Genomic DNA, 25,211 nt, shown 5'->3' on the forward strand with positions numbered 1-25,211 from the left:
AGCCTCAAAATCAAAATCAACAAAATCAATGGGGTCAGACTTGATTGATTTCTCAAGCCTAACCGTCAGATAATCTAAATCCCTTTATCCCTGCTTTGACATATGTTCCATAATCAATTACGCCTGCCATGGCAGGGTTTTGCGGCGCGCTGGCTTGAACGGTTGGCGAATAGCGCCGCGCTGGCGGGATGGCGGCGTCGCCTCTTGTCCAAACTGCCATTTCTGCAACTGCGCAGCGATGTGGTGGATGTGGTGTACGCCAACTGGGTCGTGCCGCTGGATGCCGTGCGTCACCTTTTACCGGATCAGCTGCGCTTACAGGAAGCGGCGCAACACACCATTCTCACCGTGCTGACGTATCGACATGGGCATTTCGGCCCGGCTTTGCTTGGCCCTCTGCGCCACATGCTGCCTTCGCCATTGCAAAGCAATTGGCGTTTATATGTGCAAGAGATGCCAGATGGTTCCGGCGTGGGCAAGGTGGTGCTGTTTATTAAAAATATTTTTGATAGCGCTATGTATGGCATCGGCTCGCGTCTGTTCAGCGACGCCTTGCCTTCACATGTGGCGCAGACTTTTGTGCATCAGAAAACGGCGCAGGGATTTCAGATTCAGATCAATGGCGGCAGCGGTAGCGCCCCTTCGTTCGCGCTTGAAGTTGCGCTGGGCGGCGGCAAACAATTACCACCATCCATGCAGGCGTTTTTTCCGACCTGGGAACATGCGGTGGACGCCCTGACGCAGCAAGACTCCGCCTTGTCGCCAGTGGCTGGCGCAGCGCTGATTGCGCATGCCGGGATTGATTTGCCGATTCCTTTGCCGCAGGTGCAGCCGGCTGTCATGAGCGCGGCCGATCCGGGCGATTTTTTGCGCCAGCTTGGCGTTAAGGGGCCGGCGTTTTGCTTTGTCGTGCCACAAGTGCCATTTCGTGTGCTTTGGGAGCGTTGCCTTCGTCTGGAATCAAGAGAAATCAATCGAGTCTGACCCCATTGATTTTGACCCCATTGATTCGATACCTTCTCAATAAGAGATATGCGCAAAGTTTCAGCAAGCATGGTACGGCGGCATAGACAATAGACAAGCCAATGGTTTCTTTGCCGCCTTGTTGATAGCCGAGCGCGGCAAGCAGGGGCAGGGCCAGTCCGGCGCATGCCAGCGCCAGTTTGCCAAGCAAACTCCATACCCCGTAATAACTGGCGGCGCTGGCGTCTTGCGGGATTGCCGCAGCCAGCATGACGGGCGGCAAGGCCAGGTCAGAACCCAGGGCCAGTCCGCAGATCAGGCAAACCATGGCATACGGCCAGATATCGCCAGCCTCTAAAAACACAGCGCCGATGAAGCCCGACATCGCCAATAACATACCTGCTTGCCACGCGCGTTGCGAGCCATATTGCCGCGCCAACCTGACCCAGGCTGGCAGGCCGATGGCGGCGGCGACAAAATACAAGGCGAGAAACAAGCCGCCATATTTTTCTGCGACGATACGGTCGGCAATAAAAAACAGGGCGAGCGTGGCGGGAATCGCCGCAGCTAAGCTGTTCAGGAAATAGATAGGCAATAAGCCGGTGAACCCGGGATTCGCAAACGCCACGCGCCAGGCGATACTGTGTTCCTCCGCTTGGCTTTGCCAACGTGGCGCAAAATTCCACAGCATCAGCAGGGCGAGCAGCAAAATCAGCGCGAAGCCTCCGGTGTAAGCCAGCAAACTGCCGCGTATCTGTCCCGCAGCGCCTTGCAAAATAAAGAAGGGCATCAGGCTGGCGCTGATTACTCCCAGCAGACCCAAGCCCTCACGCCAGGCGCTGGCGCGCAATTGCATCTGCGTTTCCCCAAGCCTGGCGCCCCAGGCGAGATAGGCAATATTGAGCATGCTGTGCCCGGTGTAGGCGATGATGAGCATCAAGCCCAGCCATGCCAGCAAGCTGCTGTCAGCCGCCAAGCGGGGCGGTAACCATAGACCGAAGAAGGCGCCAGCCAGGATGCAGCCTGCGCAAATCAGCCATGCTTTGAGGTGTTGCGGGTAGCGGTCGATTAAACGCCCGAGCCAGGGATCTTGCACGGTATCAATCAGGCGCGCAAAAAAGAGCAGCAAGCCAGTGGCGGCCAGTGGTGCGCCAAGTTGCGTGGTGTAGTACGCAGGAATCTGTACATATACCGGCAGCGCGGCCATCGCCAGCGGCAGGCCAAGCAAGCCGTAACTGGCATGGGCGAAATGGCGCGTGTCCTGCTTCATATTACGCGCGCCATGCCTTGGCTGATTGCCGCCATTGCTGACCCCTAGCGGTTTAACGGACTTGCACTGCGATGGCGGCCCAAGCAAGAAGCGGCTTCATTCAGAACGCCAGCATGGTGATGCATCACAACATAGGCGCTGTTCAGACCGGAAATTCCTGTCGCTGTGAAGGCGATGCGCTGGCGCTTGGCAAAGAGCATGGCGTTTTTTCCTATATTGAAGATGGTAAGCGTTAAGTGCGGCTAACTCTGTCGCTCATGCTAATACCATTTTGAAAAAAATTCTACTGAAGAGTAGCGAAATACACCGGGCAGTATTTTAATCAGATCGATCAATGGGGTCAGACTCGATTGATTTTGGATCAATGGGGTCAGACTCGATTGATTTTGCAGCACGCTTGTCATAAGATTTCCATACCCATACATTCGCGAGGTCAACCATGGCGCGATTGCCCCGATTTGTTCTTCCTGGCGTTCCTCAGCATGTCATTTTGCGCGGCAATAACCGTTCCCCCATTTTTGCCGCACCGGACGATTACCGATTTTTTCTTGAAAAATTGAAAGCTGCCTGCGAGAAGCACGGCTGTGCGCTGCATGCTTATGTTTTGATGACCAACCACGTCCATTTCTTGCTGTCACCCGGCAACTCAAGCGCTTTTTCGAAAGCAATGCAGATGCTGGGGCGGTATTACGTTCAGTACTTCAACTTTCGTCACAAGCGCACCGGCACGCTGTTTGAAGGCAGGTATCGCGCAACGATGATCGATACAGAGCAATACTTCTTGATCTGTATGCGTTACATAGAAATGAATCCGGTGCGCGCAAACATGGTTGCCAATCCGGGAGAGTATCCATGGTCTAGCTATGCATGTAACGCATTGGGAAGCGCAAACGATTTGCTGACGCCGCACGATGAATATCTCCGCTTGGGAAAAACAGTCAACAAGCGCCTGTCAGCGTATCAGGAATTGTTTGACAGTCACTTATCCGAAGCGAATTTGACTGCAATTCGCGAAGCCGGCAATAAAGGATGGCCGATCGGTTCTGAGCAGTTCAAGCAAATGATCCAATCGAATTTGGGCTTGCGCGCTATGCCAAGCCCAAGAGGCGGCGACAGAAAATCAAAGGAATTTCAAATCAATCGAGTCTGACCCCATTGATTCTGATGTATTGATTATTCCATTGATTGGAATAGTTAATTGAATTGAATGATGATTCATTCTAAAAGTGGAATTTGGAATAATGCACTCACTCGCCGCACAACACAAAACGCGGCAAGCAAGAAAGCCAAATCAACCACATATGACAGGAGTCTCATCATGCAACACATTTCTCGCCGTCAAGGCATCAAAACCATGCTCGCCGCCAGCTTGGCTGCTTTAAGTTTCGGTGCGATAGTCAGCAACGCCAGCGCCACAATCGCCACCACCTTGCCGCCAGGCGAAGCGCCCATTGTAAGCAAGACTTCTGTATTGCATAAAAACATCAAAGTGGGCGATGTGGATGTGTTTTACCGTGAAGCCGGTGACAAAAACGCGCCAACCATTGTGCTGCTGCACGGATTCCCGACCTCGTCGCAAATGTTCCGCAACCTGATCCCGCAATTAGCCAGGCAATACCATGTGATTGCTCCCGACTTCCCTGGCTTTGGCAAAACCCAAACACCGGCGGGTTATGTGCACAGCTTTGACAATATCGCCAAAGTGGTGGAGGGCCTGTTGCAAGCCAAAGGTGTGGCGCGTTACAGCATGTATGTGTTTGATTACGGCGCGCCGGTGGGATGGCGTCTGGCCCTGGCCAACCCCAGCCGTGTGGATTCCTTCATCATCCAAAACGGCAACGCCTATGAAGAAGGGCTGCGTGAATTTTGGGACCCGTTCCGCACTTATTGGAAAAACAACGACGCCGCGTCCCGTAATGCCTTGGCCGGTTTCTTGAACCTGGGCGCCACTCAGTGGCAATACACGCATGGCCAGCCAGTACAAGCCTTGATCAGCCCCGATCCTGCTGTGACAGACCAGTATTATCTGGATCAGGGTAATAACAAGCAGGTGCAACTCGATTTGTTTTACGACTACCGCACCAATCTGGCCGTGTATCCGCGTGTGCAAGCGTATTTCCGCAGCTATCAGCCGAAAACCTTGATCGTCTGGGGCCGCAATGACCAGATCTTTCCGTTCCAGGGCGCCGAAGCCTACAAGAAAGATTTGGTGCGTCCTAATATCCACTACCTCGACGGCGGCCATTTCGTACTCGAATCGCATGGAGCGCAAGTGGCGAAGTTGAGTATGGACTTTTTGAAGTCGGTGTACGGTAAATAAGCCTGTCACCAGTGGCGGCCTGGTTTTGCCAGCGCCGCCAAGCTGCCTTACTTTGTGCGCAAGTAAGCATCCAGCGCGGCCCGTCCCACTGCTGGATCATCGGTGAAAAAGCCATCAATCCCGGCTTGCAAAAACAGCTTGAGTTCCGCCGCCATGTCGCCGCGCGTGGAGGGGGAAGCTGGATCGCCGCTGCGCAGATCGGCTGGCAGGAAAGGGTTTTCCGGGCGGAAGGTGTATGGGTGCAATAACAGGCCGGCAGCATGCGCATTGGCGACCAGGGCGCTGGGCGCGCCCAGACGGTTTTGCGCCGTGCGCGCAATAATCATGTCTTTGGATGGGCCGATGCCATTGGCGTAACGCGCAATTTCACGCAAGCCGGCGGGCTGCGCCAGGTCGGCATACTTGCGTGTGTCCCCGCGTAAGCGGAAGTCCTCGGGCTGGCCGTTGGCGGACAGCAATTGCACTATCGGCAGATCCGTCATTTGCCGGATTTCTTGTAGATTGCTGACTTCAAACGACTGGATAAACACCGCTGCTTTGGGGCCGCGATAACCCGCCGCGTGCAAGGCATCGACCAGGCGTTTTTCCAGCGGGAGTCCGATCGATTTGAAATAACTTGGATGCTTGGTTTCCGGATAGATGCCGATGACACGTCCCTTAGCCTTGCTTTGCGCCTGCGCCAGCGCAATCACTTCTTGCAGTGTGGGAATCTCGAACTGGCCATCGTATTGCGTATTGCCAGGACGGTTTTGCGGAATCCGCTCTTTGGCGCGCAGCGTCTTCAATTCGGCCAGCGTGAAGTCTTCGGTGAACCAGCCGGTGACGCTCACATTGTCGATCAGTTTAGTTGTTTTACGCGCCGCGAATTCCGGTTTGTCAGCCACATTGGTGGTGCCGGAAATTTCATTTTCATGGCGCGCCACCAGGAAGCCATCCTTGCTGGGGACAAGATCCGGCTCAATGATGTCTGCCCCGTCTTCAATTGCTTTGGTATAGGCGGCCAAGGTGTGTTCCGGGCGCAAGGCAGAGGCGCCGCGATGGCCGATCACCACCATGGCGGGCAGATTTTGGGTGTTTTGGCTGGCGACTTGAATCTGTTCGCCACCGCAAGCGCTCAGAATGAGCAATGCGCCGCCAAACAGCGCTGTTTTCAAGGCGCGCTGCAAACCCGATGGACTTCTGTTTTTCATAAGCAAAAAACGGCAAGCGTAAAGCCTTGCTGTGACAGCCTGATGTCAGGTGACGGGGCTGGCTGATATGCAGGAGGGCAGACTATCGGGCAGGCGCGCGGGCAATCAAGATTTTCTGTCATCGCAAAGTCATACGGCCTGCTTAATATTTTGCTTTTGTATTCATTCATCGGGGATGGTCTGAGCTAAAATGCAAGCTTCATAAAAAGTGCGAGCATCCCCTGCATCGCCGTAAAATCCATGGAGACTGAAATGAGACTGACCCGCCTTGCTGCGGCATGTGCTTGCGCATGCCTGTTTTCCAGCTTTTCCCAAGCCGCGACGCAATATACCCGCGTACTGTGGGATGCGGACCCTTCGCAAACGATTACCATCGGCTTTTCCGCCAGCGCGGCCAATCCCTATGTCAAATTCGGTACGGGCACTGATGAAAGCCTGTGGACAAGGGTGAATCCGGCGCGTAGCGCCACCTTTAATTCTTCACTGGTCAGCCATTTTTCCATTCTGCGCAATCTGACCCCGAATACCGCCTATTATTTCCGCGCTTGCGATGATTCCGGCTGCGGCAGCCCGTATTGGTTTAAAACCATGAGCAATGCGCCGGCGAATATGACCTTCATTTCCGGCGGCGACTCGCGCACCAATCGCGGCGAGCGCCAGCAGGCGAATCAAATGGTGGCCAAGATCCGTCCCGCTTTCATCGACTTTGGCGGCGACTTGACCGACAACAACACCGCATCGCAAATGATGGAATGGTTGTCGGACTGGCAGATGACCTATTCCAAAGACACCATCAATGGCATTGCCTATCAATACATTCCCGGCCTGGTGGTGAATGTCGGCAACCATGAAGACAATGATGTGCAGTTTGTCTGCAAAGTATTCGGCGCCGACAGCGACCGCAATGGCGTCTGCAGCAATCGCGACACCTATAACGCCTTCAATATCAATGGCAATCAAATCCGCCTGTATAACCTGAATTCGCAATTCGACTGGGCCGGCGCTGACTTCAGCGCGCAAACCACCTGGCTGAAAAACGACCTCAGCAGCGCCGGCGCCAGCGCGCAATGGCGTATCGGCGGTTACCACCGCCCGGCGCTGCCGCGCACCTCATCCAAGCCCACTGTCAACAGCGGCTTGTTCTCCTGGGCGCAGCCGTTTTATGACTTGAAAATGAATATCGTGTTCGAGTCTGATTCACACATCCTGAAGATGAGCACCCCGGTCAAACCGGCGGCCAGCGGCAGCAATTATGAAGTCGCCAGCGCCGGCACCGTGTATTTGGGAGAAGGCGCCTGGGGCGCGCCGAAGCGTCCCGCTGACCGCTCTGCCAACTGGCTGGTGGATCTTGATAGCCTGTCCCATTTCAATGTGCTGCAAACTTCCGGCGAAAACATCATCGTGCGCACCGTGTTGTTTAATAACGGCAGTGCCACCGCCTTGACGCGCGAACAGCGCGCCGCCGATCCGCTTGCGCTGCCGGCTGATTTGCCGTTGCGCAGCCTGCCGGTATTGGGCACGAGCTATAAATTGGGACGTGACGCCAATGGCCGCACCACCCGCGTCGATGGCGGTGGCACGCCACCCGGCAACGATGCGATTCTGGTGCAATCCACCAGCGGCGGCGGCAAGCGCGACTTCACCACCTCGACTGTCTCGCAAAGCTTTAAATACGGCAGCAGCGGCACATACACCGTCTCAAAAGTCGGCTTCAATCTGTCCCGCACCACCTCGCAAAGCGCTAACGGCAGCGTCAGTGTGTACCTCAGCACCAGCTTGAGCAGCAGTGGTGAAGTGGCCGGTTCGCGCCTCAGCCTGCCGGCCAGCTCGGTCAGCGGCACGATGCAAAGCTTCACCTTGAGTCTGCCGCAAGCGGTTACGCTGAAACAAGGCGTGACTTATTATTTGCGCATCACGCCGAGCAACAGCACCCACACTTGGTATGCAGAAACCTCCAGCGGCGACGCGTATGCCGGCGGCAAACTGTATAAAAACAGCACCTCCGAAAGCCGCGATATGCGCTTTGCCATCACTGGTAAATGAGTGATGCGGCAGGATGGCGCGTCAGTTGGCGGCGCGCCTGTCTAACGGCGGCGCATTGGTGGGCCGCGCTGGCATTGTTATTGTGCGCCTGGAGCGGCATGCTCTCGGCGCGCGACCAACTGCCGGCCTTGCGTCCCTTGCTGGCCTGGTGGCCGGGCATGGATGCGCCCCTGTTTTGGCATGTGCTGGCGGCGGCGGCTTTGCTGCCGCTGGCGCTGGCCTGGCTGTTTTGGCGCGCGCGCCATGCCGGCCCGGTGCATGCCGCCTTCAGCCTCTTGCGCTGGGCCATGAGCGGCTTGGCGGCGACTGGCCTCTTGCTGTGGAGCGGCGCAGCAGATGGCGCGCTCTGGCGTCTGGCGCATCTGGGCGGCGCGCTGGTGTTGCTGGCCGGTGTGGCTTGGCACAGCTGCAATCAACTTGGCGCCGCCGGGCGCTGGCGGCGTCTGCAAGCGATCTGGCTGGCCCTGCCGGCGCGCCTGTGGCAAAGCGCGGGCGCAATCCTGTTGTGCGCCGGCGTGGCGCTGGTGGGCCTGCATGGGTGGCAGGGCGCGCGCAGCGTGCGCGTGCCTTATGTGCAGCAGGAAATCATCATTGATGGCCAGCCGGATGAGGCAGCCTGGCAGCGCGCGGCCTCAGTCGAAATCGAAACCTGGTATGGCGCCCCGCAGCGCCAGCGTGTGCCGCTGCAAATCAAACTTTTGCACGACGGCTATTCCCTTTTCATGCAAATCTCCTGGCCGGACGCCACGCGCAGCCGCAATCATTTACCGCTGCGCAAAACGGCGCACGGCTGGCAGATGCTGCAAGACGGCTGGACGCAAAATGATGAGCTGACTTACTACGAAGACAAGCTGGCGGTGATGCTGGGGACGGGCCGTTGGGACGCCCTGCGCAGCGTGTTTTTGCACAATGGCGCGGATGGCAAGATGCGCGGCGGCCATCATGGCCCGGATGGGCGCCTGCTCGATCTCTGGCATTGGAAATCGGTGCGCAATCATGGTTTTGCGAATCTGGATGATGCTTACTTCGGCTCCTTGCTGCCGCATTTGCCCGGCAGCCGGCGTTATGCCTGGGGTTATGCGTCTGACCCGATCAGCGCGGGCGGCTTTAAAGAAAACTTCCGTGGCCACGGCATGCGCGGCGCGCTGCAGCCCCTGCGCCTGCCGCGCGATCCGGCGGCGCTGGCGCAATTTCAGCAGATGACAGGAGGTGCGGCGGATGCGGTGTTCGCGCTGGATTGGCACGACAGCCAACCCTGGCATGCCAGTCTGGATCACTATCCCCTGGGCACGCTTTTGCCCTCGGTGGTGCAAGTGCATGCAAACGAGGGCGACCGCGCCGACGTGCGCGCCGCCGGCGCCTGGCGCGATGGACGCTGGACACTGGAAACCGTGCGCGCCTTAAACACCGGCAGCAATTACGATGTGGCGCTGCAAGATGGCGTCAATCTGTGGTTTGCCGTATTTGACCATACGCAAACGCGGCATGCCTGGCATCTGCGCCCGCTGCGTCTGGAATTCGCCGCCGTGGAGAAAAAATGAAAGCGCCCCAGCTGCCATCCCTCAGCGCCTTGCTGTGCGCGCTTTGCCTGAGCGCCTGCGCGCCGGACATGCCGCCGCCGGCCTATCCGGCGCAACGTTTTGTGCTGCTGCGCGCCGACGGCCAGCCGGCTACGCCGGGACAGGGCGCCTGGCAATGCGTGTGGGATAAACAAAGCGGTTTGTTGTGGGAAGTGAAAGATGTGAATGAAGGGCTGCGTTCTGCGCTCTCATCGTATTCCTGGTATGACGGCAAACAGGGACGGGCCAAAGGCGGCTCCTGCGCCAAAGACGAACCCGGAATGCCCTTTGTCGGCTATGTCCCTTGCGATACAAGCGAATTGCAAGCCGCCTTACGCGCGCAAAACTTTTGCGGCGCGCGCGACTGGCGCCTGCCCAACGTGGCCGAATGGCGCAGCCTCTTGCTGCAACACGGCTACGGCGGCGAAACCCGGCTGCCATTCCCGCTCTTTCCCGGCAATGTGTGGGGGCCGTATTGGACTTCCGAGCAGGGCGAAATCCAGGGCCAGCATATTGCGCAAACCATGCATATCGGCACCGGCGAAGTGCAGCCGCTGCGCAGCGCCTCGGTGGCGTATGTGATGTTGGTGGCGGGGAAAAAAGAATAAACCGCAAAAAACAAAAGCCGAAAAACCTCCACCCGCATTCCGGCAAAGGCCGTAGAAGGCTGAGTTGAGCGAAGCGATAACCCGGCGTCCGACACCGTTGGCGCCGCAAAGGAATATGCGCCGGCCACGCCATCTGCTATCGCTGAAATGCGTAAGCGGCATATTGTCACAAGTCATTTCAGTCTTGTTCATGGCAGTGCTAAAATGATTGCATTGAAGTGATGGCAAGAGGCGGCTTATGTCCGGGTGGAAAAAAAATGATCAGCAAGAGCGGCAAAATGCCGTTTTGGCGACTGCCGGACGGGGTTTTTCGCCGCCATTCTTTAATCCGGCTGAAGATGGATCGCAATTTTTATCTTATCAGTTGGATCATGATGAAATCAAAGCCCGCATTGTGCAGAAAGTAGATGAATTGCGCCGCACGGGGGAAATGCAGCGTACCGCCATGGCGTACTCTCTTGAACGCGAAGCTGCAGCGGCATTTACACAAGCCCGCGAACAAGCCTTACAAGCCGGCTTGAGCGTACACGAAGTTGTTGATGGTCAGCTTGTCGAAACCCATGCCGATGGCAGCCAAACTGTCATCAAACCCATGCCGGCGCCGCTCGCAGTCACACCCGGCGCCCGTAGAAGATTGCTTCCTTAACCCATCTCAATTCCTGCATGGCGCAAATACCGCAATTGCACATGTTCGCCGGGCCAAACGGCTCCGGCAAAAGCTGTCTCAAAGCGTACCTGTTGCGAGCAAATCTTGGCGTATATGTCAACCCCGATGAAATCGAAAAAAGCTTGAAAGCCCAGGGAGGCTTGCATTTTGCTGACTTCAAAATAAGCGCAGATACCCAGGCATTGAACGATTTTTTCAAGCAATCCACCTTGTTGGGAGCGGAAAGAGCGCAAACCATCATTGCCAACTTGCAGTGTAATGACAATTATCTGAGTTGTGGCGGCTTGGCGATTGATTCTTATATCGCCTCGGTGCTGTCTGACTTTTTACGCCATTGCTTGCTGGCTCAAGGCATTACCTTCAGTTTTGAAACGGTGATGTCCAGCCCGGATAAGGTGAAATTTCTGGAGAAGGCGCAGCAAGCTGGATTTCACACCACCCTGTATTTTGTCGCCACGGCTGATGTGGAAATCAATGTGGCCCGCGTGGCCAACCGTGTCAAACTGGGTGGCCACCCTGTGCCGGAAGATAAAATCCGCGAACGCTATCAGCGCAGCCTGGGTTTGCTGCTGCCAGCGCTGCGGCATTGCGATGAGGCCTATATTTTTGATAATTCCGGCACAGATAAAATTCTGCTGGTTGATTTTGCCGATGGCGAATTGATTGCGCGCACTGATCAATTCCCGGTCTGGTTTGTTGAGGCGGTGTGGTGCAAACTCAATCCTTTTCCGGATCAGGCAAAATCAGATTAAAGCGCACCGCCAAAATGCGCATGATAAAGGTGCTGGCCACGCCTGCCGCCAGCGCGGCAGATTGCCCGGCTTGCAGCCAATTCAATAATAAAAACACCCAGCAACCGGCAAAGCTGCAAGTGGCGTAAAGCTGTCCGCGCCGGAACACCATGGGAATCTGGTTGCACAGCACATCGCGCAGCACGCCGCCGAAAATGCCGGTGATCACGCCCATCATGGCCGAGACAAACATCGGCATCCCCATTTCAAGCGCCAATGAAGCGCCATTCACGCTGAACAAACCCAGGCCGAGCGCATCAGCCACAATAATGGTTTTTTCCGCCGCAACCGGCAGAATGCGCCGGCGCAAAGGGAAGGCCAGCAGCGTCAGAACAAAAATCATGATCGGGTATTCCTGGTGCTCCACCCAAAACAGCGGGCGGCGGTCGAGCAAAATATCGCGCAAGGCGCCGCCGCCAAATGCGGTGATGAAGGCGACCGTAAACACCCCAACCCAATCCATCTCCTTGTTGCGCGCTTCGACAAAGCCGGAGACGGCAAACGCCAAAATGCCAGCCACTTCCGCAACGTGCAAAACCGTGCTTAAGCTCAGGTGTGAAAGCGCCATGGGGTCTCCTTGCGTGGGCGGGTGTGTGGTGCGGTGCGGTTCGGATGCCGCTGCCGGTATTGTAGCCGGGCAGGCGCAGCATGTATTCTCGTGCGCCCTTGGCGTGCGCCTTGCCAAGAGCTGGTTTGCCCTGGCGCCGCGCCCTGGCCCCAAGCGCAGCAATGATGCAGAAACAAGACAGCCTTGGCGCCGCCGCCTCCTGCAGGCATTAGAATAGCTGCAACAACTGCCCGTCAGCTTGCAGACGTGACGGAAAACGGCAAACAGGAGAGCAGACCATGCAAGAGCAGGCGACAGTCGCAAACAGCAGCAATCCGGGCGCCGCAGCCAAGGCGGCCGGCGCCAGCCCGCCAGGCTTGCGCATTGTGTGCACCCGCTTGCCCTGCCAGCAAGCGGAATTGCGCGCCGCGCGTGCGCTGGTGCAGCCGTCGATCAAGCCGCAACTGCCATCCGCGCTGTGGGTCGCCAGCTTGCGCGGCTTGTATCTGCGCAATGCGGTGCAAGGCGCCTGGCTGGATGCGCGCGGTAAAGACGCAGCCTGGCTGCGCAAATTGTGCAGCCAATTGCATCATGAATTACAGCCCGCCAGAGATTTTTTAATCTGCCTGTACAGCGATGCGCCAGACGCGGACTTGCAAGCGCTGCCATGGTTGGAGCCGCAACTCAACCTTTTGCCTCGGCCCGCGCCGGATTCCGGCTTCGCGCTCTGGCGCGGCGATGAAGAAGCGGCGGAAGACGCGCTGGCCCGGCTGCTGTGGCGCCAGCATGATTACAACAACCGCTGGCACGATAATCAGGGGCGGCAACTTTACTATCCGCGCCCGCAGCTGGAAAACGAATTGCACGGCGCCCTGCAGCAGAGCGCTCCCTTTCTGCTGGTCGGCATGCCGCTGGCCGGCAAAACCCGGCTCTTATTGCGCGCCCTGTGCACACGCGGCGAAGCGCTGTTGGTGGCGCGCCCGGACAGCGGACAATTCCAGTTTCCCGCCGATTGGCCGGAGTCGCTGTGGCTGGTGTGCGATGACTTGGATTTGTTATTGGATCAGCCCGGATTCAAAGCGGGTTTTCTCGACTTTATTGCGCGCCATGGGCGCTGGCTGGCGACATGCCGCAGCGGCGAAGCCTATGAAAAAATCTGCGCCGCGCTGCCGCCGCGCAGCCAGGGCGAATATCTGCACAACATCCTGGTTGGCCGCCTCACCCCGCAAGACGCGGAAAAACTGGCCGCGCAATTGCAATTGCAGCCCAAGGCCGGGCAGCGCCAATTGCCGCAAAACATCGGCTTTTATTTCATGCAAAAGGCGGTCAATCTCTGGCGCAATGTGTATCAGGGCTTGAGCCAGGCGCAAAAAAGCGCGCTGCGCGCCGCCACACTGTGCATGCGCTTTGGCGCCAGCAGTGACTTGGACAATCTGCAACTTAGCCTGGTGCGGAATTGCGCCAGCCAGGGTTTGCCAGCCAGTTTGGCGCCAGCGGATTTTGACGCCGCCTGCCATGCCCTGGACCAAATCGCCGAGGGGCGCGGCTGGTGGCAGCATGAGGCGGTGAATGGGCGCTTGCGCCTGGAGCCGGTCTTTGCCGACCAGGTGATCGACCCCGGCGGCGAGTTATTGCATGTGGATTGGCTGGCGCGCTTGCAAAGCGCCTTGCCGCAGCAGCGCTGGTTGCAAGAACCGGCTGCGATTGCGCGCTGGGCCGAGCAAGCCGCGCGCCATGGCTGGCGCTTAGACCGGGACAGCATGGCGCAACTGCAAGCGCAATGCGCATGCTTGCAAAGCGCAGTGCAAGAAACGGGCTTGCCTGCCCGCGCCGCGCAGCGCGCACTGCTGTTTTTATATTTTTGCGCCACGCCGGACTTGCGTGCAGAGATATTGGCCCTGCTGCCGCCGCAACAGGGCGGCGCGGGCTTGCAAATCAGCTTGAATCAATTATTGGCGGATTTTCATGGCATGCCGCTGGCGCAAGTGCTGGGCTTGTATCAGCATTTGGGCTTGAGGGCGGACAGCTATACTTTCAACACCCTGCTGGCGCAATCTGCGCCGGGCGCCGCCGGCGCCAGCCAGCGCCAGCTTATTTTGCAGCACATGCAAGCGGCGGGCGTGGCGGCGGATGTGTTCACCTATACGATTTTGCTGGAAAAAGCCGGCAATGCGCAGGAGAGGCGGGAGCTGCTTGGGCAAATGCAAGCGGCGGGCGTGGCGGCGGATGTGGTGACGTATAACAGTCTGCTGGAAAAAGCCGGCAATGCGCAGGAGAGGCGGGAGCTGCTTGGGCAAATGCAAGCGGCGGGCGTGGCGGAGGATGTGATTACTTACAATATTCTGCTCGAAAAAGCCGGCAATGCGCAGGAGAGGCGGGAGCTGCTTGGGCAAATGCAAGCGGCGGGCGTGGCGGCGGATGTGGTGACGTTTACGACCTTGCTGGAAAAAGCCGGCAATGCGCAGGAGAGGCGGGAGCTGCTTGGGCAAATGCAAGCGGCGGGCGTGGCGCCGAATGTGGTGACGTTTACGACCTTGCTGGAAAAAGCCGGCAATGCGCAGGAGAGGCGGGAGCTGCTTGGGCAAATGCAAGCGGCGGGCGTGGCGCCGAATGTGGTGACGTATAACAGTCTGCTGGAAAAAGCCGGCAATGCGCAGGAGAGGCGGGAGCTGCTTGGGCAAATGCAAGCGGCGGGCGTGGCGCCGAATGTGGTGACGTTTACGACCTTGTTGGAAAAAGCCGGCAATGCGCAGGAGAGGCGGGAGCTGCTTGGGCAAATGCAAGCGGCGGGCGTGGTGGCGGATGTGACGACCTTTGGCACATTGATCAAGCATGCTGAAAGCTGGGCGGAATGTGAAGGTTTACGCCAAACCATGCGGCGCGACAATGTGGCGCCGAACTTGATTTGCTTTAATTCCTTGATCAGCCATTGCCTGGATTTTCGCCAGGCGCAAGCTTTGCTGGATGAATTGCTGGCGGCGCAACTCAAACCGGATCATTACACCATGCCCGCGCTGGTCAAAAAAGCCCCGGATTTCGCCACCGCGCTGCTCATGGTTGAGCAATGCACTGCGCTGGGTGCGCGCTTGAATGAGCATGTATTCAAAGCCTGGCGACGCCATGCCCGCAGTGCAGCAGAAGAACAGATATTGCGCGAATGGGAAGAGCGGGCGGGTAGGAGCGGCTTCAGCCGCGAATAGCGTCGCTGGCAAGGGGCCGCTGTGGCTAAGGCTTGCCCTTGCTTGAAAAAACACAAAACAGGAGGGCTGGGCATGGGGTTTCCAATCAAGGTTTTGCGCCGCAATGGCCCGAATACTGTGTTTAACAGCCTGGCGGAATTGCAGGCTTGGCTGCAAGAGGAGTTGCAAGCCTGGACCTGGCTGGCGGAGATGGATTTGTCTCAGAATGCATTATGGGAAGCCGCTTTGGCGCGCCAATTGCAACCCTTGTATCTTCTGCAAAACATGTTGCCGGCGCAAGACGAAACGTTGGATGAGGCGCAAGAGCGCGTCTTGCGCGCGGAATTAAACCGCGCCATGTTTGAGCAAGACCGTTATGCATTCAAGGATGTGGCGGCGCATCACATCGTCCGCGCTGCGCAGGAAGAAGCGAACCCGCTGAAAGCCTTGGGCATGTTGGCGCAGGCTTTGCATTTTCCCGTGCAAGCTGCGGAGGCGCCGCAAATCAGCGCGGGCCGCGAGGCCTGGCAAAAGCGGATGGAGGAACTTGGCGAATTGGCTCAAGCCACTGAACATCTGTCAGAGCTGTTTCTCTCAGATCAGGAAAAATCCCGGCGCGCCTGGACTGATATGCAAATCATGCAAGCGCAGCAACAAGAGCAGCAAGCCTTCAAACGCTGGCAGGAAAGCCAGGGCAGCAGCCATCACTTGCTGCAGGCGCTGCACAATGAAGCGGCGCGTAACCAGGCTTTGCTTTGGAAAATCGGCACAATGTTATTGGCCTGGTTGGCCTTGTTTGTGGCGGCTTGGCTGGCGGCGCACAGTCACTACGGCCCGCTCAGTCAGGGCAAAGAGATCAACTGGGCCACCTGGCTGGAGCGTGCGCCGCTGTATCTGCTTCTATTCACTGCCTTTTTTTGGGGCTTGCGCTGGTTTACGCGCTGGTTTGCTGAAAGCTGGGCGGCGCAGCAATCCTGTCACCGCCGCATCACGAGTCTGGAATTGGTGATTGCCGACCGGGGCGCGCAATTGCTCTTGAATTACGACGAAAAAGACCGCGAATATATCCGCCAGCAAGTGTTTTGGCAAACCGCCCTGCCGGAATCGGGCGCGGCAAAAAGCGAAGAAAGCTTGCCGCTGGATGCCTTGGATAAATTCCTCGATATTCTTAAAAAAATGCGCGAAGCGGGTTTGGATGAGAAACCCAAACCGGGTAAATAAGACAAGCGGTCAGGCGCGTTGATGCTGCCGATTGCGACGGCATTTTCCTGACTATTCAGTCCCGCCATCGCCATTTCCTTTCACAAGCACACTGCAGCCGGTGGCAAAGGCGCAGCCGCATTTTCATTGTGGGGCGAATTCAGTCGCGAATCAGGTCTGGCCACAGCGCAAGCGCCATTCGTGGCTAAAGCCGCTCCCACAAGTTGGGCTGTATTGACCATGTGTGGCCCCATATCCGCTCTTGCCGCAAAGGCAAGTCTTTAAAATCCCCGGTAAAATACGCGTTTTCGCGCAGCCGCCATGACAGACCACACTCCAAGCCCAAGCCGCCAGACTGAACGCCAATTTTTCAATGAGGCGTTCCGCGACAGCCTGCCTGCGCTGTTCGGCTTTGCCGCCTGGGGGCTGGTGGTGGGGGTGGCGATGATCAAGAGCCAGCTCAGCATTCCGCAAGCCCTGGCCATGAGTTTTCTGGTGTATGCCGGGTCGGCCCAGCTGGCCGCCTTGCCGCTGATGATGGCGCATACCCCGGTGTGGGTGATTTTCGCCACCGCCCTGGTGGTGAATTTGCGTTTCGTGATTTTTTCCGCTTTGCTGGCCCCGCATTTCCGCCATTTGTCCTGGCGCAGCCGTCTGGTGTATGGCTTTTATTCCGGCGATATGACGGTGGCCCTGTTTATGCAGCGCTTCCCGGATGGCAGCCCGGATACCGGCAAGCTGTCTTATCTGCGCGGTTTGCTCTTGCCCAGCTGGGTGGCGTGGCAGGCCGGCACCCTGATCGGCATTTTCGCCGGCAGCCAGGTGCCGATGGAGTGGGGTTTGAGCTTCGCCGGCACGCTGGCGATTATTTGCGTCGCAGTGCCGCTGGTGGCCGGGCGCGCGGCGCAGATCGGCTGCGCGGTTGCGGCGGTGATTGCGCTGGCGGCGCACAGTCTGCCGTATAAGCTCGGCTTGCTGCTGGCGATGCTGGGCGGCATGCTGGTGGCGCTGGCGGCGGAAGAATATTGGCAAGGCAAGGGCAAGCATGAGTGATGGTTATGTGTATTTGACGATTGCGCTGCTGACCGTGGCCACGCTGCTCACGCGCAGCGGCTTTTGGTTGTTCGGGCGCGATGTCGAGTTTTCGCCGCGCGTGCGCGCTGCGCTGCGCTTTGCCCCGGCTTGCGCGCTGGTGGCGATTGTTGTGCCCGATTTATTGCTGGATGGGCAACAGCAGATTTACTTAAGTTTTCAGAATCATCAACTGCTGGCGGCGATTCCGGCTGCTGTGTTTTTCCATTACAAACGGAATATGCTGGGCGCGATTTTGCTCGGCATGCTGCTGTTTACCGTGCTCAGGTTGTATGCATAAGGCCGGCGGGCTTGGTCAGATGCGCGGATTTCGGTAAAATAGCGCACTTTCTTCCACCCACTCCACTGGCGATTCCATGCAAGCTGAACTGAATTTCAAACGCCTCTCCGATCTGCTCGGACAGTTGGCGGGTAAACGTGTGTTCATTCGCGCTGACCTGAACGTGCCGCAAGACGATGCCGGCAATATTACTGAAGATACGCGCATCCGCGCATCGATCCCGGCGATCCGCATGGCGCGCGACGCCGGCGCCATCGTGCTGGTGACTTCGCATCTGGGCCGCCCGACCGAGGGCGAGTTCAAGCCGGAAGACAGCCTGGCCCCGGTGGCCGCGCGCATGAGCGAGTTGCTCGGCGCGCCGGTGCTGCTCAAGCAGGATTGGGTGGACGGCGCCTGTTTGCAAGATCTGCAAGCCGGTCAGGTGGCTTTGCTGGAAAACTGCCGCGTGAATAAGGGCGAAAAGAAAAACAGCGATGAACTGGCGCAAAAAATGGCTGCGCTGTGCGATGTGTATGTAAATGATGCTTTCGGCACCGCGCACCGTGCTGAAGCCAGCACCCACGGCATCGCCAAATTCGCCAAAATCGCTTGCGCCGGCCCCTTGCTGGCCGCCGAGCTTGATGCGCTGGGCCGTGCGCTGGGCGCGCCGAAGCGTCCGCTGGCCGCCATCGTGGCCGGTTCCAAAGTTTCAACCAAACTCACTATTCTCAAATCGCTGGCCGACAAAGTCGATCAACTGATCGTCGGCGGCGGCATCGCCAATACCTTCATGCTGGCCCGTGGCATGCCGATCGGCAAATCGCTGGCCGAAGCCGATCTGGTGGAAGAAGCGCGCGCCATTTTGCAAGCCATGGAAGCGCGCGGCGCCAGTGTGCCGCTGCCTGTCGATGTGGTGTGCGCCACCGAGTTTTCCGCCAGCGCCGCCGCCATCACCAAGCCGGCCACGGAAGTCGCTGAAAATGAAATGATTCTGGATATCGGCCCGCAAAGCGCGGCCGCGCTGGCGCAGCAATTGCACGCCGCCGGCACGATTGTCTGGAATGGCCCGGTCGGCGTATTTGAATTTGACCAGTTCGGCAATGGCACCAAGGTGCTGGCGCAAGCAATTGCCGATTCCGCCGCGTTTTCGATTGCCGGCGGGGGCGACACCCTGGCGGCGATTGCCAAATACGGCATCGCTGAGAAGGTCGGTTATATCTCGACCGGCGGCGGGGCCTTCCTTGAATTCCTGGAGGGCAAAACGCTGCCGGCAGTGGAAGTGCTGCTGCAGCGCGCCAACGACTGAAAACGCCAGCCGGGGCTGGCGTGGCCGGCCCCGGTGGCAGCACAACCCAATAACCACCGGAAGGAAACGCATGTCTCGCGGCACAAAAATCGTGGCCACTATCGGCCCGGCTTCAAGCGATCTGGCAACCCTGGTGCGGATGATTTCCGCTGGCGTCGATGTGGTGCGCCTGAACTTTTCGCATGGCAAGGCGCAAGACCATATCGAACGCGCGCGCTTAATCCGTCAGGCCGCCGCCGAATGCGGGCGCGAAGTGGCGATCATGGCCGATATGCAAGGCCCCAAGATCCGCATTGGCAAATTTGAAAACGGCAAGATTGAGCTGGCCAAGGGCGATTCCTTCATCCTCGATGCGGCCTGGGGCGCCAACGGCGAACTGGGCAATCAAGAGCGCGTCGGCCTGGACTACAAAGCGCTGCCGCGCGATGTCAAAGCGGACGATATTTTGCTGTTGAACGATGGCTTGATCGTGCTGACGGTGGATAAAATCCGCGAAAATGAAATCTTCACCACCGTCAAAATCGGTGGCGAACTCTCGAATAACAAGGGCATCAACCGTCAGGGCGGCGGCCTGACCGCGCCGGCCTTGACCGCCAAGGACATGGAAGACATCAAAACCGCGATGAGCTTCCAGGCCGATTATCTGGCGATTTCCTTCCCCAAGAGCGCAACCGATATGGAAATGGCGCGCCAATTGGCGAATATCGCCGGCGAGCCGTGGGGCCATAAGCCGATGATGATCGCCAAGATTGAGCGTGCGGAAGCGATTCCGGTGCTGCAAGAGATTTTGAACGCCTCGGACGGCATCATGGTGGCGCGCGGCGATTTGGCGGTGGAAGTCGGCAACGCTGCCGTGCCGGCCTTGCAAAAACGCATGATCAAGATGGCGCGCGCTTCCAATAAGCTGGCCATTACCGCGACCCAGATGATGGAGTCGATGATTGTCAACGCGGTGCCGACCCGCGCCGAAGTGTCGGACGTGGCCAACGCTGTGTTGGATGGCACCGACGCGGTGATGGCTTCGGCGGAAACCGCTTCCGGCAAATATCCGGTTGAGACGGTGGAAATGATGGCGGCGATTTGCTCCGCCGCCGAGCAATCCGAGCGCAGCGAGCTGGATGCCGATTTCATGAATGTGCAATTCACCCGGATTGATCAGTCCATCGCCTATGCCGCGCTGTTTACCGCGCACCATTTGCCGGTGAAGGCGATTGTGGCGCTGACCGAGTCCGGCTCCACCGCGCTGTGGATGAGCCGGCACAATATCGACACGCCGATTTTTGCTTTGACCCCATCTGTGGCGACGCAGCGCAAAGTGGCGCTGTTCCGCAATGTGCGCGGCTATAACCTGGCGCAGTCGAATGACAGTGAAGCGGTGTTGCGCGAAGTGGAAACGGTGCTGACAGAGCGCGGCATGGTGCAAAAAGGCGACATGATGGTAGTCACTTGGGGCGAACCAATGGGACAGGTGGGCGGCACGAATGCGATGAAGATCGTGAAAGTGGGCCAAATCTGATGAGATCAAGGCCGGCCTGCTGGCTGCATGGCGCCGCAGGCGGCACACAGTTTTTTTATTGTTAGGGAGAAAACCATGGCACTCGTATCGATGCGTCAACTGCTCGACCACGCCGCTGAAAACGGCTACGGTTTGCCGGCATTCAATGTCAACAATCTGGAACAGGTGCAAGCCATCATGGCCGCCGCTGACGAAGTCGGCGCGCCGGTGATCATGCAGGCTTCCGCCGGCGCCCGCAAGTATGCCGGCGAAGCTTTCCTGCGCCACCTGATCGACGCCGCAGTCGAAGCGTATCCGCATATCCCGGTGGTGATGCACCAGGATCACGGCCAGTCGCCGGCGATTTGCATGGGCGCAATCCGCTCCGGCTTCACCTCGGTGATGATGGATGGCTCGCTGATGGAAGACGGCAAGAGCGTGGCCAGCTATGAATACAATGTCGAAGTGTCGCGCGAAGTGGTGAAATTTTCGCACGCCATCGGCGTCACCGTTGAAGCTGAATTGGGCGTGCTCGGTTCGCTCGAAACCATGATGGGCGACAAGGAAGACGGCCACGGCGCGGATGGCAAGATGACGCGCGAACAGCTCTTGACCGATGTCAATCAAGCTGCCGAATTCGTCAAGCTGACCCAGTGCGATGCGCTGGCGATTGCGATTGGCACTTCGCACGGCGCCTACAAATTCTCGCGCAAGCCGACCGGCGATATTCTGGCGATTGAGCGTATCAAGGAAATCCACGCACGCATTCCGAACACCCATCTGGTGATGCACGGTTCTTCTTCCGTGCCGCAGGAATTGCTGGCCGAGATCCGTCAATTCGGCGGCGACATGAAAGAAACCTATGGCGTGCCGGTGGAAGAAATCCAGGAAGGCATCCGTCATGGCGTGCGCAAGATCAATATCGACACCGACATCCGTTTGGCGATGACGGCTGCGATCCGCCGCTTTATGTTTGAAAATCCGTCCAAGTTCGACCCGCGCGAATACCTCAAGCCGGCGCGCGAAGCCGCCAAGGGCATTTGTAAAGCGCGTTTCCTGTCCTTCGGCTGCGAAGGCCAGGCCGCGAAAATCAAAGCCATGCCGCTGGAAAAAATGGCAGAGCGTTACAAGAAGGGCGAGCTGGCGCAAATCGTCAAGTAAGCCGTGCATGCGCGCCGCCCTTTGCGGCGGCGCGCTGCTTTGCCGGCTGCGCCCGGCATCCATTTTGAAGGAAAAAGCATGACTGGTTTGCTGCAAACCGATATCAAATCCCTGCCGTTTTTACATCGCGGCAAGGTGCGCGACATTTACGCTGTGGGCGAGGACAAATTGCTGGTGGTGCAAACCGACCGCCTGTCCGCATTCGATGTGATTTTGGATGATCCCATCCCCAACAAGGGCAAGATCCTGACTGCGATGTCGAATTTCTGGTTCAAGAAATTCGGCCATCTGATGCCGAATCACGAAACCGGGATTGCGCCGGAAGATGTGGTGGCGGCGGATGAGCGCGGGCAGGTCGCCGGACGCGCGATTGTCGCCAAAAAATTCACCCCGCTGAAAATCGAGGCGATTGTGCGCGGTTATCTGATCGGCTCCGGCTGGAAGGATTACCAGAAAACCGGCAGTCTGTGCGGCATTCCCCTGCCGGCTGGCATGCAGGAAGCGCAAAAGCTGCCCGAAGTGCTGTTTACGCCTTCCACCAAGGCGCCGGTGGGCGAGCATGATGAAAACATTTCCTTTGCCCAGGCTGAGCAAATCGTGGGGGCGGAAATCGCCGCGCAAGTGCGCGATTACGCGATCCAGCTCTACACCGCCGCCGCCGATTTCGCCGCCAGCAAGGGCATTATCATTGCCGACACCAAGTTTGAATTCGGCATTGATGACAAGGGCGTGGTGCATCTGATTGATGAAATTCTGACCCCGGACTCTTCGCGTTTCTGGCCGGCGGCAAGCTATGCCGTGGGCTGTTCGCCGCCTTCGTTTGACAAGCAATTTGTGCGCGATTGGCTGGAAACCCAGCCCTGGAACAAGACCGCGCCGGCGCCGCGCCTGCCGCTCGAAGTCGCGCAGCAAACCGCCGCCAAGTATGAACAAGCTTTGCAGATGTTGACCGCATGAGTTCAGACTTGAATGCGCAGGAAATCGCGCATGCCGCCCGCCTGCTCGAAGCAGGCGGGTTGGTCGCTTTTCCTACTGAAACAGTGTATGGATTGGGCGCGGATGCGGAAAACCCGCAGGCTGTCGCCAAGATTTACGCCGCCAAAGGCCGTCCCTCCGGCCACCCCGTGATTGTGCATCTGGCGCCGCAGGCCGACCCCGGTTACTGGGTCAGCCAATTGCCGGCGCAGGCGGAAAAATTGATCGCCGCTTTTTGGCCGGGGCCGCTGACCCTGATTTTGCCGCGTGCGCCGCATATTCCTGATGCGGTGGCGGGCGGCCAGGATACGATAGGGGTGCGCTGTCCCTCGCATCCGGTGGCGCAGGCTTTATTGCAGGAATTTAAACATGGACGCGGCGGCGTGGCCGCGCCCTCCGCGAATAAATTCGGCCAGGTCAGCCCGACCGCGAGCGAACATGTGCGGCAGGAATTCACCGAAGCCGATGGCGGCTTGCACCCTCTGCTGGACTTGATTTTGGAAGGCGGGCAGAGTGAAGTCGGCATTGAATCCACCATTCTCGACCTGTCGCGCCTGGATTATCTCGGCCCGGTATTGCTGCGTCCCGGCCATATCAGCGCCGAAGAATTGGCGCTGCATCTGGAGCACATGCCGCTGCCAGCCGATGAGGCTGCGCCGCGCGTTTCGGGTGCGCTGGCGTCGCATTACGCGCCGCGCAGTCCCTTGGCCCTGATTGACAGCGCCAGCTTGCCGGCCACGCTGCAAGCGCTGCTGCAATCCGGGCGCCGCATCGCACTGCTGCATCACAGCAATCATTTGGATACTGCTTTGCAGGAAAGCTTGTGCGCGCGCATTCATTTGCCGCCAAGACCGCATGGCTTTGCACATGGTTTGTACGCCGCATTGCGCCGGCTGGATAACGCAAAACCGGAGCTGATTCTGGTCGAGCAAGCGCCCGATACCCATGCCTGGCATGGCGTGAATGACAGACTGCGGCGCGCTGCACATGATTCGATTGGAATTTTGTCAAATCTGTTGCGTAAATAACCCGGTTTTATGCAATCCGCTATACAAAGCATTTGTTCGGTGGCATATTATTCCGGTTGCGAATAGCACGCCCGTTCGATTATTCGGTCAAATTCTGCTGGAAACAGTCTTTGCCGAGTGGATTTTTTCCGGCGCCAGGCTGGATAACCAACCCCTCAGGAGACAAAATGCGTCATATTAAATTTGCGCTTTCGCTGCTCGCTGCTGCTGCACTGACAGCTTGTGGCGGCGGTGGCGGCGCTGGCGATCAAACCCCCAAAATGAAATTCAGCGCCCAGGTGTCGTTTGGCGACAGCTTGAGCGATGTGGGCACCTATGCTGTGGGTACGGTGGCTGCTCTGAAGGGTGGCAAATACAATATCAATGGCGCAACCTCCGATGTCTTGACCGGTAAAAACTGGACCGAATTGATGGCGGCCCAGCTCGGCTTGCCGGCGCCATGTCCGGCCATGACCGGTCTGGACGGCGATGCCGCCAAAGGCTTCTCGGTGCCTGTCACCAATAACGCGAATTGCTTTGGCTATGCCCAGGGCGGCGCGCGCGTCACCAACCCGGTTGGCCCGGGCCATAAGATGACCGGCAGCGCGCTGGGGCAATTGACTGTGCCGGTGGTGACCCAGGTGGCGAACCATCTGGCCAAGGTCGGCGGCAGTTTCAAGGGCGATGAAATGGTGTTCGTGATGGCCGGCGGCAATGATGCGCTGATCGGCCTGGCTGAACTGTCCAAGGGCGCTGAAGCGGCAGGCGCGGCGGAAGGCGCACGGGTTGGCGCAGCCACTTTTGCCCAGAGTCTGGTGACAGACTTGGCGGCAGGCGCCACCAATCCGCAAACTGCAGCGCAAGCTATTGGCTTGGCGCTCGCAACAGAGAATGCGCGCAGCGGCCACACCGATCAAACCGTTGTCGCTGCCGCGGTGCAAGCCGCTGCCAGCCAGCCGGGCAATCAGGCAGTGGGTTCGCCTGCTGTGTATGGTCCAATGGTCGCTTCTGCGCAAGCCAAGGCAACTGCGGCTGGCAAAACCGCCGGGGAAAAAGCCGGTAAAGATTATTTCACCGCGAATGCGCCGCTGAAGGTCGCTGCAATGGCGCAAGCCGGCGCAGAATTGGTGGCCCTGGTGAAAAACCAGATCATCGCCAAGGGCGCCAAGTATGTCGCCGTGGTGAATCTGCCTGATCTGGCCACCACCCCGGGTGGCCGCGCCAGAGGTGCGGAAGTGTCGGCCCTGATTGACACGATGGTCAAAGCCTTTAATTCCCAACTCTCCGCCGGCTTGAGCGGCGATGCGCGGATTGCGCTGGTGGATGCTTACACCGTCAGCCATGACGAATTCGTCAACAAAGACATCTATGGTCTGACGAACGTGATGGAAACCGCGTGTGATTTGAGCGAAGCCAAGAACCCCTTCGGTTCGTCGCTGATCTGTAACGCATCGAATGTCAAATCGGGCGATATCAGCCATTACCAATTCGCCGACGATGTGCACCCGACCCCTTACGGCTATTGGCTGTTGGCGCGCTATGTCTCCAGGGACTTGGCAATGAAGGGCTGGCTGTAAGC

At 58.2% G+C, this 25,211-nt stretch carries 21 protein-coding genes; 18 read left to right on the plus strand and 3 right to left on the minus strand.

From position 1 onward, the window contains the following. Positions 1 to 102: 102 nt before the first annotated feature. Positions 103 to 984, plus strand: a complete 882-nt coding sequence (locus V8J88_RS01240; protein WP_338847325.1) for a DUF2071 domain-containing protein — start codon at positions 103 to 105, stop codon at positions 982 to 984. Here the strand turns inward: V8J88_RS01240 and V8J88_RS01245 are convergent. Beyond that, positions 971 to 2,233, minus strand: coding sequence for an MFS transporter (locus V8J88_RS01245; RefSeq protein ID WP_338847326.1), 1,263 nt, complete (start codon positions 2,231 to 2,233; stop codon positions 971 to 973). The two genes, V8J88_RS01240 and V8J88_RS01245, sit on opposite strands and share 14 nt — an antisense overlap. A 439-nt stretch (positions 2,234 to 2,672) precedes the next feature. On the opposite strand from V8J88_RS01245, the gene V8J88_RS01250 reads away from it, so the two are divergent. Then, on the plus strand, positions 2,673 to 3,383 hold the full coding sequence (locus V8J88_RS01250) for a transposase (protein ID WP_338847327.1): 711 nt from the start codon (positions 2,673 to 2,675) through the stop codon (positions 3,381 to 3,383). A gap of 168 nt (positions 3,384 to 3,551) precedes the next feature. Then, positions 3,552 to 4,553, plus strand: a complete 1,002-nt coding sequence (locus V8J88_RS01255) for an alpha/beta hydrolase (protein ID WP_338847328.1) — start codon at positions 3,552 to 3,554, stop codon at positions 4,551 to 4,553. A 47-nt stretch (positions 4,554 to 4,600) separates the two neighbouring features. On the opposite strand, the gene V8J88_RS01260 is transcribed toward V8J88_RS01255, so the two are convergent. Continuing rightward, positions 4,601 to 5,743: a glycerophosphodiester phosphodiesterase gene (locus V8J88_RS01260; RefSeq protein WP_338847329.1), complete on the minus strand. Its 1,143-nt coding sequence runs from the start codon at positions 5,741 to 5,743 to the stop codon at positions 4,601 to 4,603. A gap of 252 nt (positions 5,744 to 5,995) precedes the next feature. On the opposite strand from V8J88_RS01260, the gene V8J88_RS01265 reads away from it, so the two are divergent. From V8J88_RS01265 to V8J88_RS01285, 5 genes are all read left to right on the plus strand, one after another. Further along, on the plus strand, positions 5,996 to 7,786 hold the full coding sequence (locus tag V8J88_RS01265) for a metallophosphoesterase family protein (RefSeq protein ID WP_338847330.1): 1,791 nt from the start codon (positions 5,996 to 5,998) through the stop codon (positions 7,784 to 7,786). After that, on the plus strand, positions 7,783 to 9,327 hold the full coding sequence (locus V8J88_RS01270) for an ethylbenzene dehydrogenase-related protein (RefSeq protein WP_338847331.1): 1,545 nt from the start codon (positions 7,783 to 7,785) through the stop codon (positions 9,325 to 9,327). The genes V8J88_RS01265 and V8J88_RS01270 overlap by 4 nt, the downstream gene beginning before the upstream one ends. Further along, positions 9,324 to 9,953 (plus strand): DUF1566 domain-containing protein, encoded by a 630-nt coding sequence (locus V8J88_RS01275; RefSeq protein WP_338847332.1) that lies wholly within the window; start codon positions 9,324 to 9,326, stop codon positions 9,951 to 9,953. The genes V8J88_RS01270 and V8J88_RS01275 overlap by 4 nt, the downstream gene beginning before the upstream one ends. Positions 9,954 to 10,191: 238 nt before the next feature. Then, positions 10,192 to 10,599 (plus strand): hypothetical protein, encoded by a 408-nt coding sequence (locus V8J88_RS01280; protein WP_338847333.1) that lies wholly within the window; start codon positions 10,192 to 10,194, stop codon positions 10,597 to 10,599. Positions 10,600 to 10,616: 17 nt separating this feature from the next. Beyond that, a complete protein-coding gene (locus tag V8J88_RS01285; protein WP_338847334.1) occupies positions 10,617 to 11,372 on the plus strand; it encodes a zeta toxin family protein in 756 nt (251 codons plus the stop codon). On the opposite strand, the gene V8J88_RS01290 is transcribed toward V8J88_RS01285, so the two are convergent. Next, positions 11,338 to 11,979 carry a trimeric intracellular cation channel family protein gene (locus V8J88_RS01290; protein ID WP_338847335.1) on the minus strand — a complete coding sequence of 214 codons (642 nt, stop codon included), beginning with the start codon at positions 11,977 to 11,979 and terminating at the stop codon, positions 11,338 to 11,340. The two genes, V8J88_RS01285 and V8J88_RS01290, sit on opposite strands and share 35 nt — an antisense overlap. 278 nt (positions 11,980 to 12,257) lie before the next feature. Between V8J88_RS01290 and V8J88_RS01295 the strand changes: the two genes are divergently transcribed. The 10 genes from V8J88_RS01295 (at position 12,258) to V8J88_RS01340 (ending at position 25,209) form a co-directional block, all read left to right on the plus strand. Then, the gene (locus tag V8J88_RS01295) at positions 12,258 to 15,158 is read left to right on the plus strand and encodes a hypothetical protein (protein WP_338847336.1); all 2,901 of its coding nucleotides are present in this window, start codon (positions 12,258 to 12,260) and stop codon (positions 15,156 to 15,158) included. Between the two features lie 72 nt (positions 15,159 to 15,230). Continuing rightward, entirely contained in the window at positions 15,231 to 16,358 is a 1,128-nt protein-coding gene (locus V8J88_RS01300; protein ID WP_338847337.1) for a hypothetical protein, read from the plus strand. 300 nt (positions 16,359 to 16,658) lie between these two features. Continuing rightward, positions 16,659 to 17,390: an AzlC family ABC transporter permease gene (locus V8J88_RS01305; RefSeq protein ID WP_338847338.1), complete on the plus strand. Its 732-nt coding sequence runs from the start codon at positions 16,659 to 16,661 to the stop codon at positions 17,388 to 17,390. After that, complete coding sequence (locus V8J88_RS01310; RefSeq protein WP_338847339.1) at positions 17,383 to 17,709, plus strand: AzlD domain-containing protein; 327 nt, start codon at positions 17,383 to 17,385, stop codon at positions 17,707 to 17,709. Before V8J88_RS01305 ends, V8J88_RS01310 begins: the two co-directional genes overlap by 8 nt. Positions 17,710 to 17,785: 76 nt before the next feature. Next, positions 17,786 to 18,994 (plus strand): phosphoglycerate kinase, encoded by a 1,209-nt coding sequence (locus V8J88_RS01315; RefSeq protein WP_338847340.1) that lies wholly within the window; start codon positions 17,786 to 17,788, stop codon positions 18,992 to 18,994. Positions 18,995 to 19,064: 70 nt separating this feature from the next. After that, complete coding sequence (gene pyk, locus V8J88_RS01320) at positions 19,065 to 20,510, plus strand: pyruvate kinase (RefSeq protein WP_338847341.1); 1,446 nt, start codon at positions 19,065 to 19,067, stop codon at positions 20,508 to 20,510. A gap of 75 nt (positions 20,511 to 20,585) precedes the next feature. Beyond that, complete coding sequence (fba, locus tag V8J88_RS01325) at positions 20,586 to 21,650, plus strand: class II fructose-bisphosphate aldolase (RefSeq protein ID WP_338847342.1); 1,065 nt, start codon at positions 20,586 to 20,588, stop codon at positions 21,648 to 21,650. Positions 21,651 to 21,728: 78 nt separating this feature from the next. After that, on the plus strand, positions 21,729 to 22,607 hold the full coding sequence (locus tag V8J88_RS01330; protein ID WP_338847343.1) for a phosphoribosylaminoimidazolesuccinocarboxamide synthase: 879 nt from the start codon (positions 21,729 to 21,731) through the stop codon (positions 22,605 to 22,607). After that, positions 22,604 to 23,653: an L-threonylcarbamoyladenylate synthase gene (locus V8J88_RS01335; RefSeq protein WP_338847344.1), complete on the plus strand. Its 1,050-nt coding sequence runs from the start codon at positions 22,604 to 22,606 to the stop codon at positions 23,651 to 23,653. The genes V8J88_RS01330 and V8J88_RS01335 overlap by 4 nt, the downstream gene beginning before the upstream one ends. A gap of 167 nt (positions 23,654 to 23,820) precedes the next feature. Then, entirely contained in the window at positions 23,821 to 25,209 is a 1,389-nt protein-coding gene (locus tag V8J88_RS01340) for an SGNH/GDSL hydrolase family protein (protein WP_338847345.1), read from the plus strand. Positions 25,210 to 25,211: the final 2 nt, after the last annotated feature.

It is taken from the genome of Massilia sp. W12 (genome assembly GCF_037300705.1).
Classification (GTDB): domain Bacteria; phylum Pseudomonadota; class Gammaproteobacteria; order Burkholderiales; family Burkholderiaceae_D; genus JACPVY01.

Excerpts from the sequence above, each read along its gene's own strand:
- V8J88_RS01240 (WP_338847325.1), top strand. The coding sequence starts at position 103 with ATGTTCCATAATCAATTACGCCTGCCATGGCAGGGTTTTGCGGCGCGC.
- V8J88_RS01245 (WP_338847326.1), bottom strand. The coding sequence starts at position 2,233 with ATGAAGCAGGACACGCGCCATTTCGCCCATGCCAGTTACGGCTTGCTT.
- V8J88_RS01250 (WP_338847327.1), top strand. The coding sequence starts at position 2,673 with ATGGCGCGATTGCCCCGATTTGTTCTTCCTGGCGTTCCTCAGCATGTC.
- V8J88_RS01255 (WP_338847328.1), top strand. The coding sequence starts at position 3,552 with ATGCAACACATTTCTCGCCGTCAAGGCATCAAAACCATGCTCGCCGCC.
- V8J88_RS01260 (WP_338847329.1), bottom strand. The coding sequence starts at position 5,743 with ATGAAAAACAGAAGTCCATCGGGTTTGCAGCGCGCCTTGAAAACAGCG.
- V8J88_RS01265 (WP_338847330.1), top strand. The coding sequence starts at position 5,996 with ATGAGACTGACCCGCCTTGCTGCGGCATGTGCTTGCGCATGCCTGTTT.
- V8J88_RS01270 (WP_338847331.1), top strand. The coding sequence starts at position 7,783 with ATGAGTGATGCGGCAGGATGGCGCGTCAGTTGGCGGCGCGCCTGTCTA.
- V8J88_RS01275 (WP_338847332.1), top strand. The coding sequence starts at position 9,324 with ATGAAAGCGCCCCAGCTGCCATCCCTCAGCGCCTTGCTGTGCGCGCTT.
- V8J88_RS01280 (WP_338847333.1), top strand. The coding sequence starts at position 10,192 with ATGTCCGGGTGGAAAAAAAATGATCAGCAAGAGCGGCAAAATGCCGTT.
- V8J88_RS01285 (WP_338847334.1), top strand. The coding sequence starts at position 10,617 with ATGGCGCAAATACCGCAATTGCACATGTTCGCCGGGCCAAACGGCTCC.
- V8J88_RS01290 (WP_338847335.1), bottom strand. The coding sequence starts at position 11,979 with ATGGCGCTTTCACACCTGAGCTTAAGCACGGTTTTGCACGTTGCGGAA.
- V8J88_RS01295 (WP_338847336.1), top strand. The coding sequence starts at position 12,258 with ATGCAAGAGCAGGCGACAGTCGCAAACAGCAGCAATCCGGGCGCCGCA.
- V8J88_RS01300 (WP_338847337.1), top strand. The coding sequence starts at position 15,231 with ATGGGGTTTCCAATCAAGGTTTTGCGCCGCAATGGCCCGAATACTGTG.
- V8J88_RS01305 (WP_338847338.1), top strand. The coding sequence starts at position 16,659 with ATGACAGACCACACTCCAAGCCCAAGCCGCCAGACTGAACGCCAATTT.
- V8J88_RS01310 (WP_338847339.1), top strand. The coding sequence starts at position 17,383 with ATGAGTGATGGTTATGTGTATTTGACGATTGCGCTGCTGACCGTGGCC.
- V8J88_RS01315 (WP_338847340.1), top strand. The coding sequence starts at position 17,786 with ATGCAAGCTGAACTGAATTTCAAACGCCTCTCCGATCTGCTCGGACAG.
- pyk (WP_338847341.1), top strand. The coding sequence starts at position 19,065 with ATGTCTCGCGGCACAAAAATCGTGGCCACTATCGGCCCGGCTTCAAGC.
- fba (WP_338847342.1), top strand. The coding sequence starts at position 20,586 with ATGGCACTCGTATCGATGCGTCAACTGCTCGACCACGCCGCTGAAAAC.
- V8J88_RS01330 (WP_338847343.1), top strand. The coding sequence starts at position 21,729 with ATGACTGGTTTGCTGCAAACCGATATCAAATCCCTGCCGTTTTTACAT.
- V8J88_RS01335 (WP_338847344.1), top strand. The coding sequence starts at position 22,604 with ATGAGTTCAGACTTGAATGCGCAGGAAATCGCGCATGCCGCCCGCCTG.
- V8J88_RS01340 (WP_338847345.1), top strand. The coding sequence starts at position 23,821 with ATGCGTCATATTAAATTTGCGCTTTCGCTGCTCGCTGCTGCTGCACTG.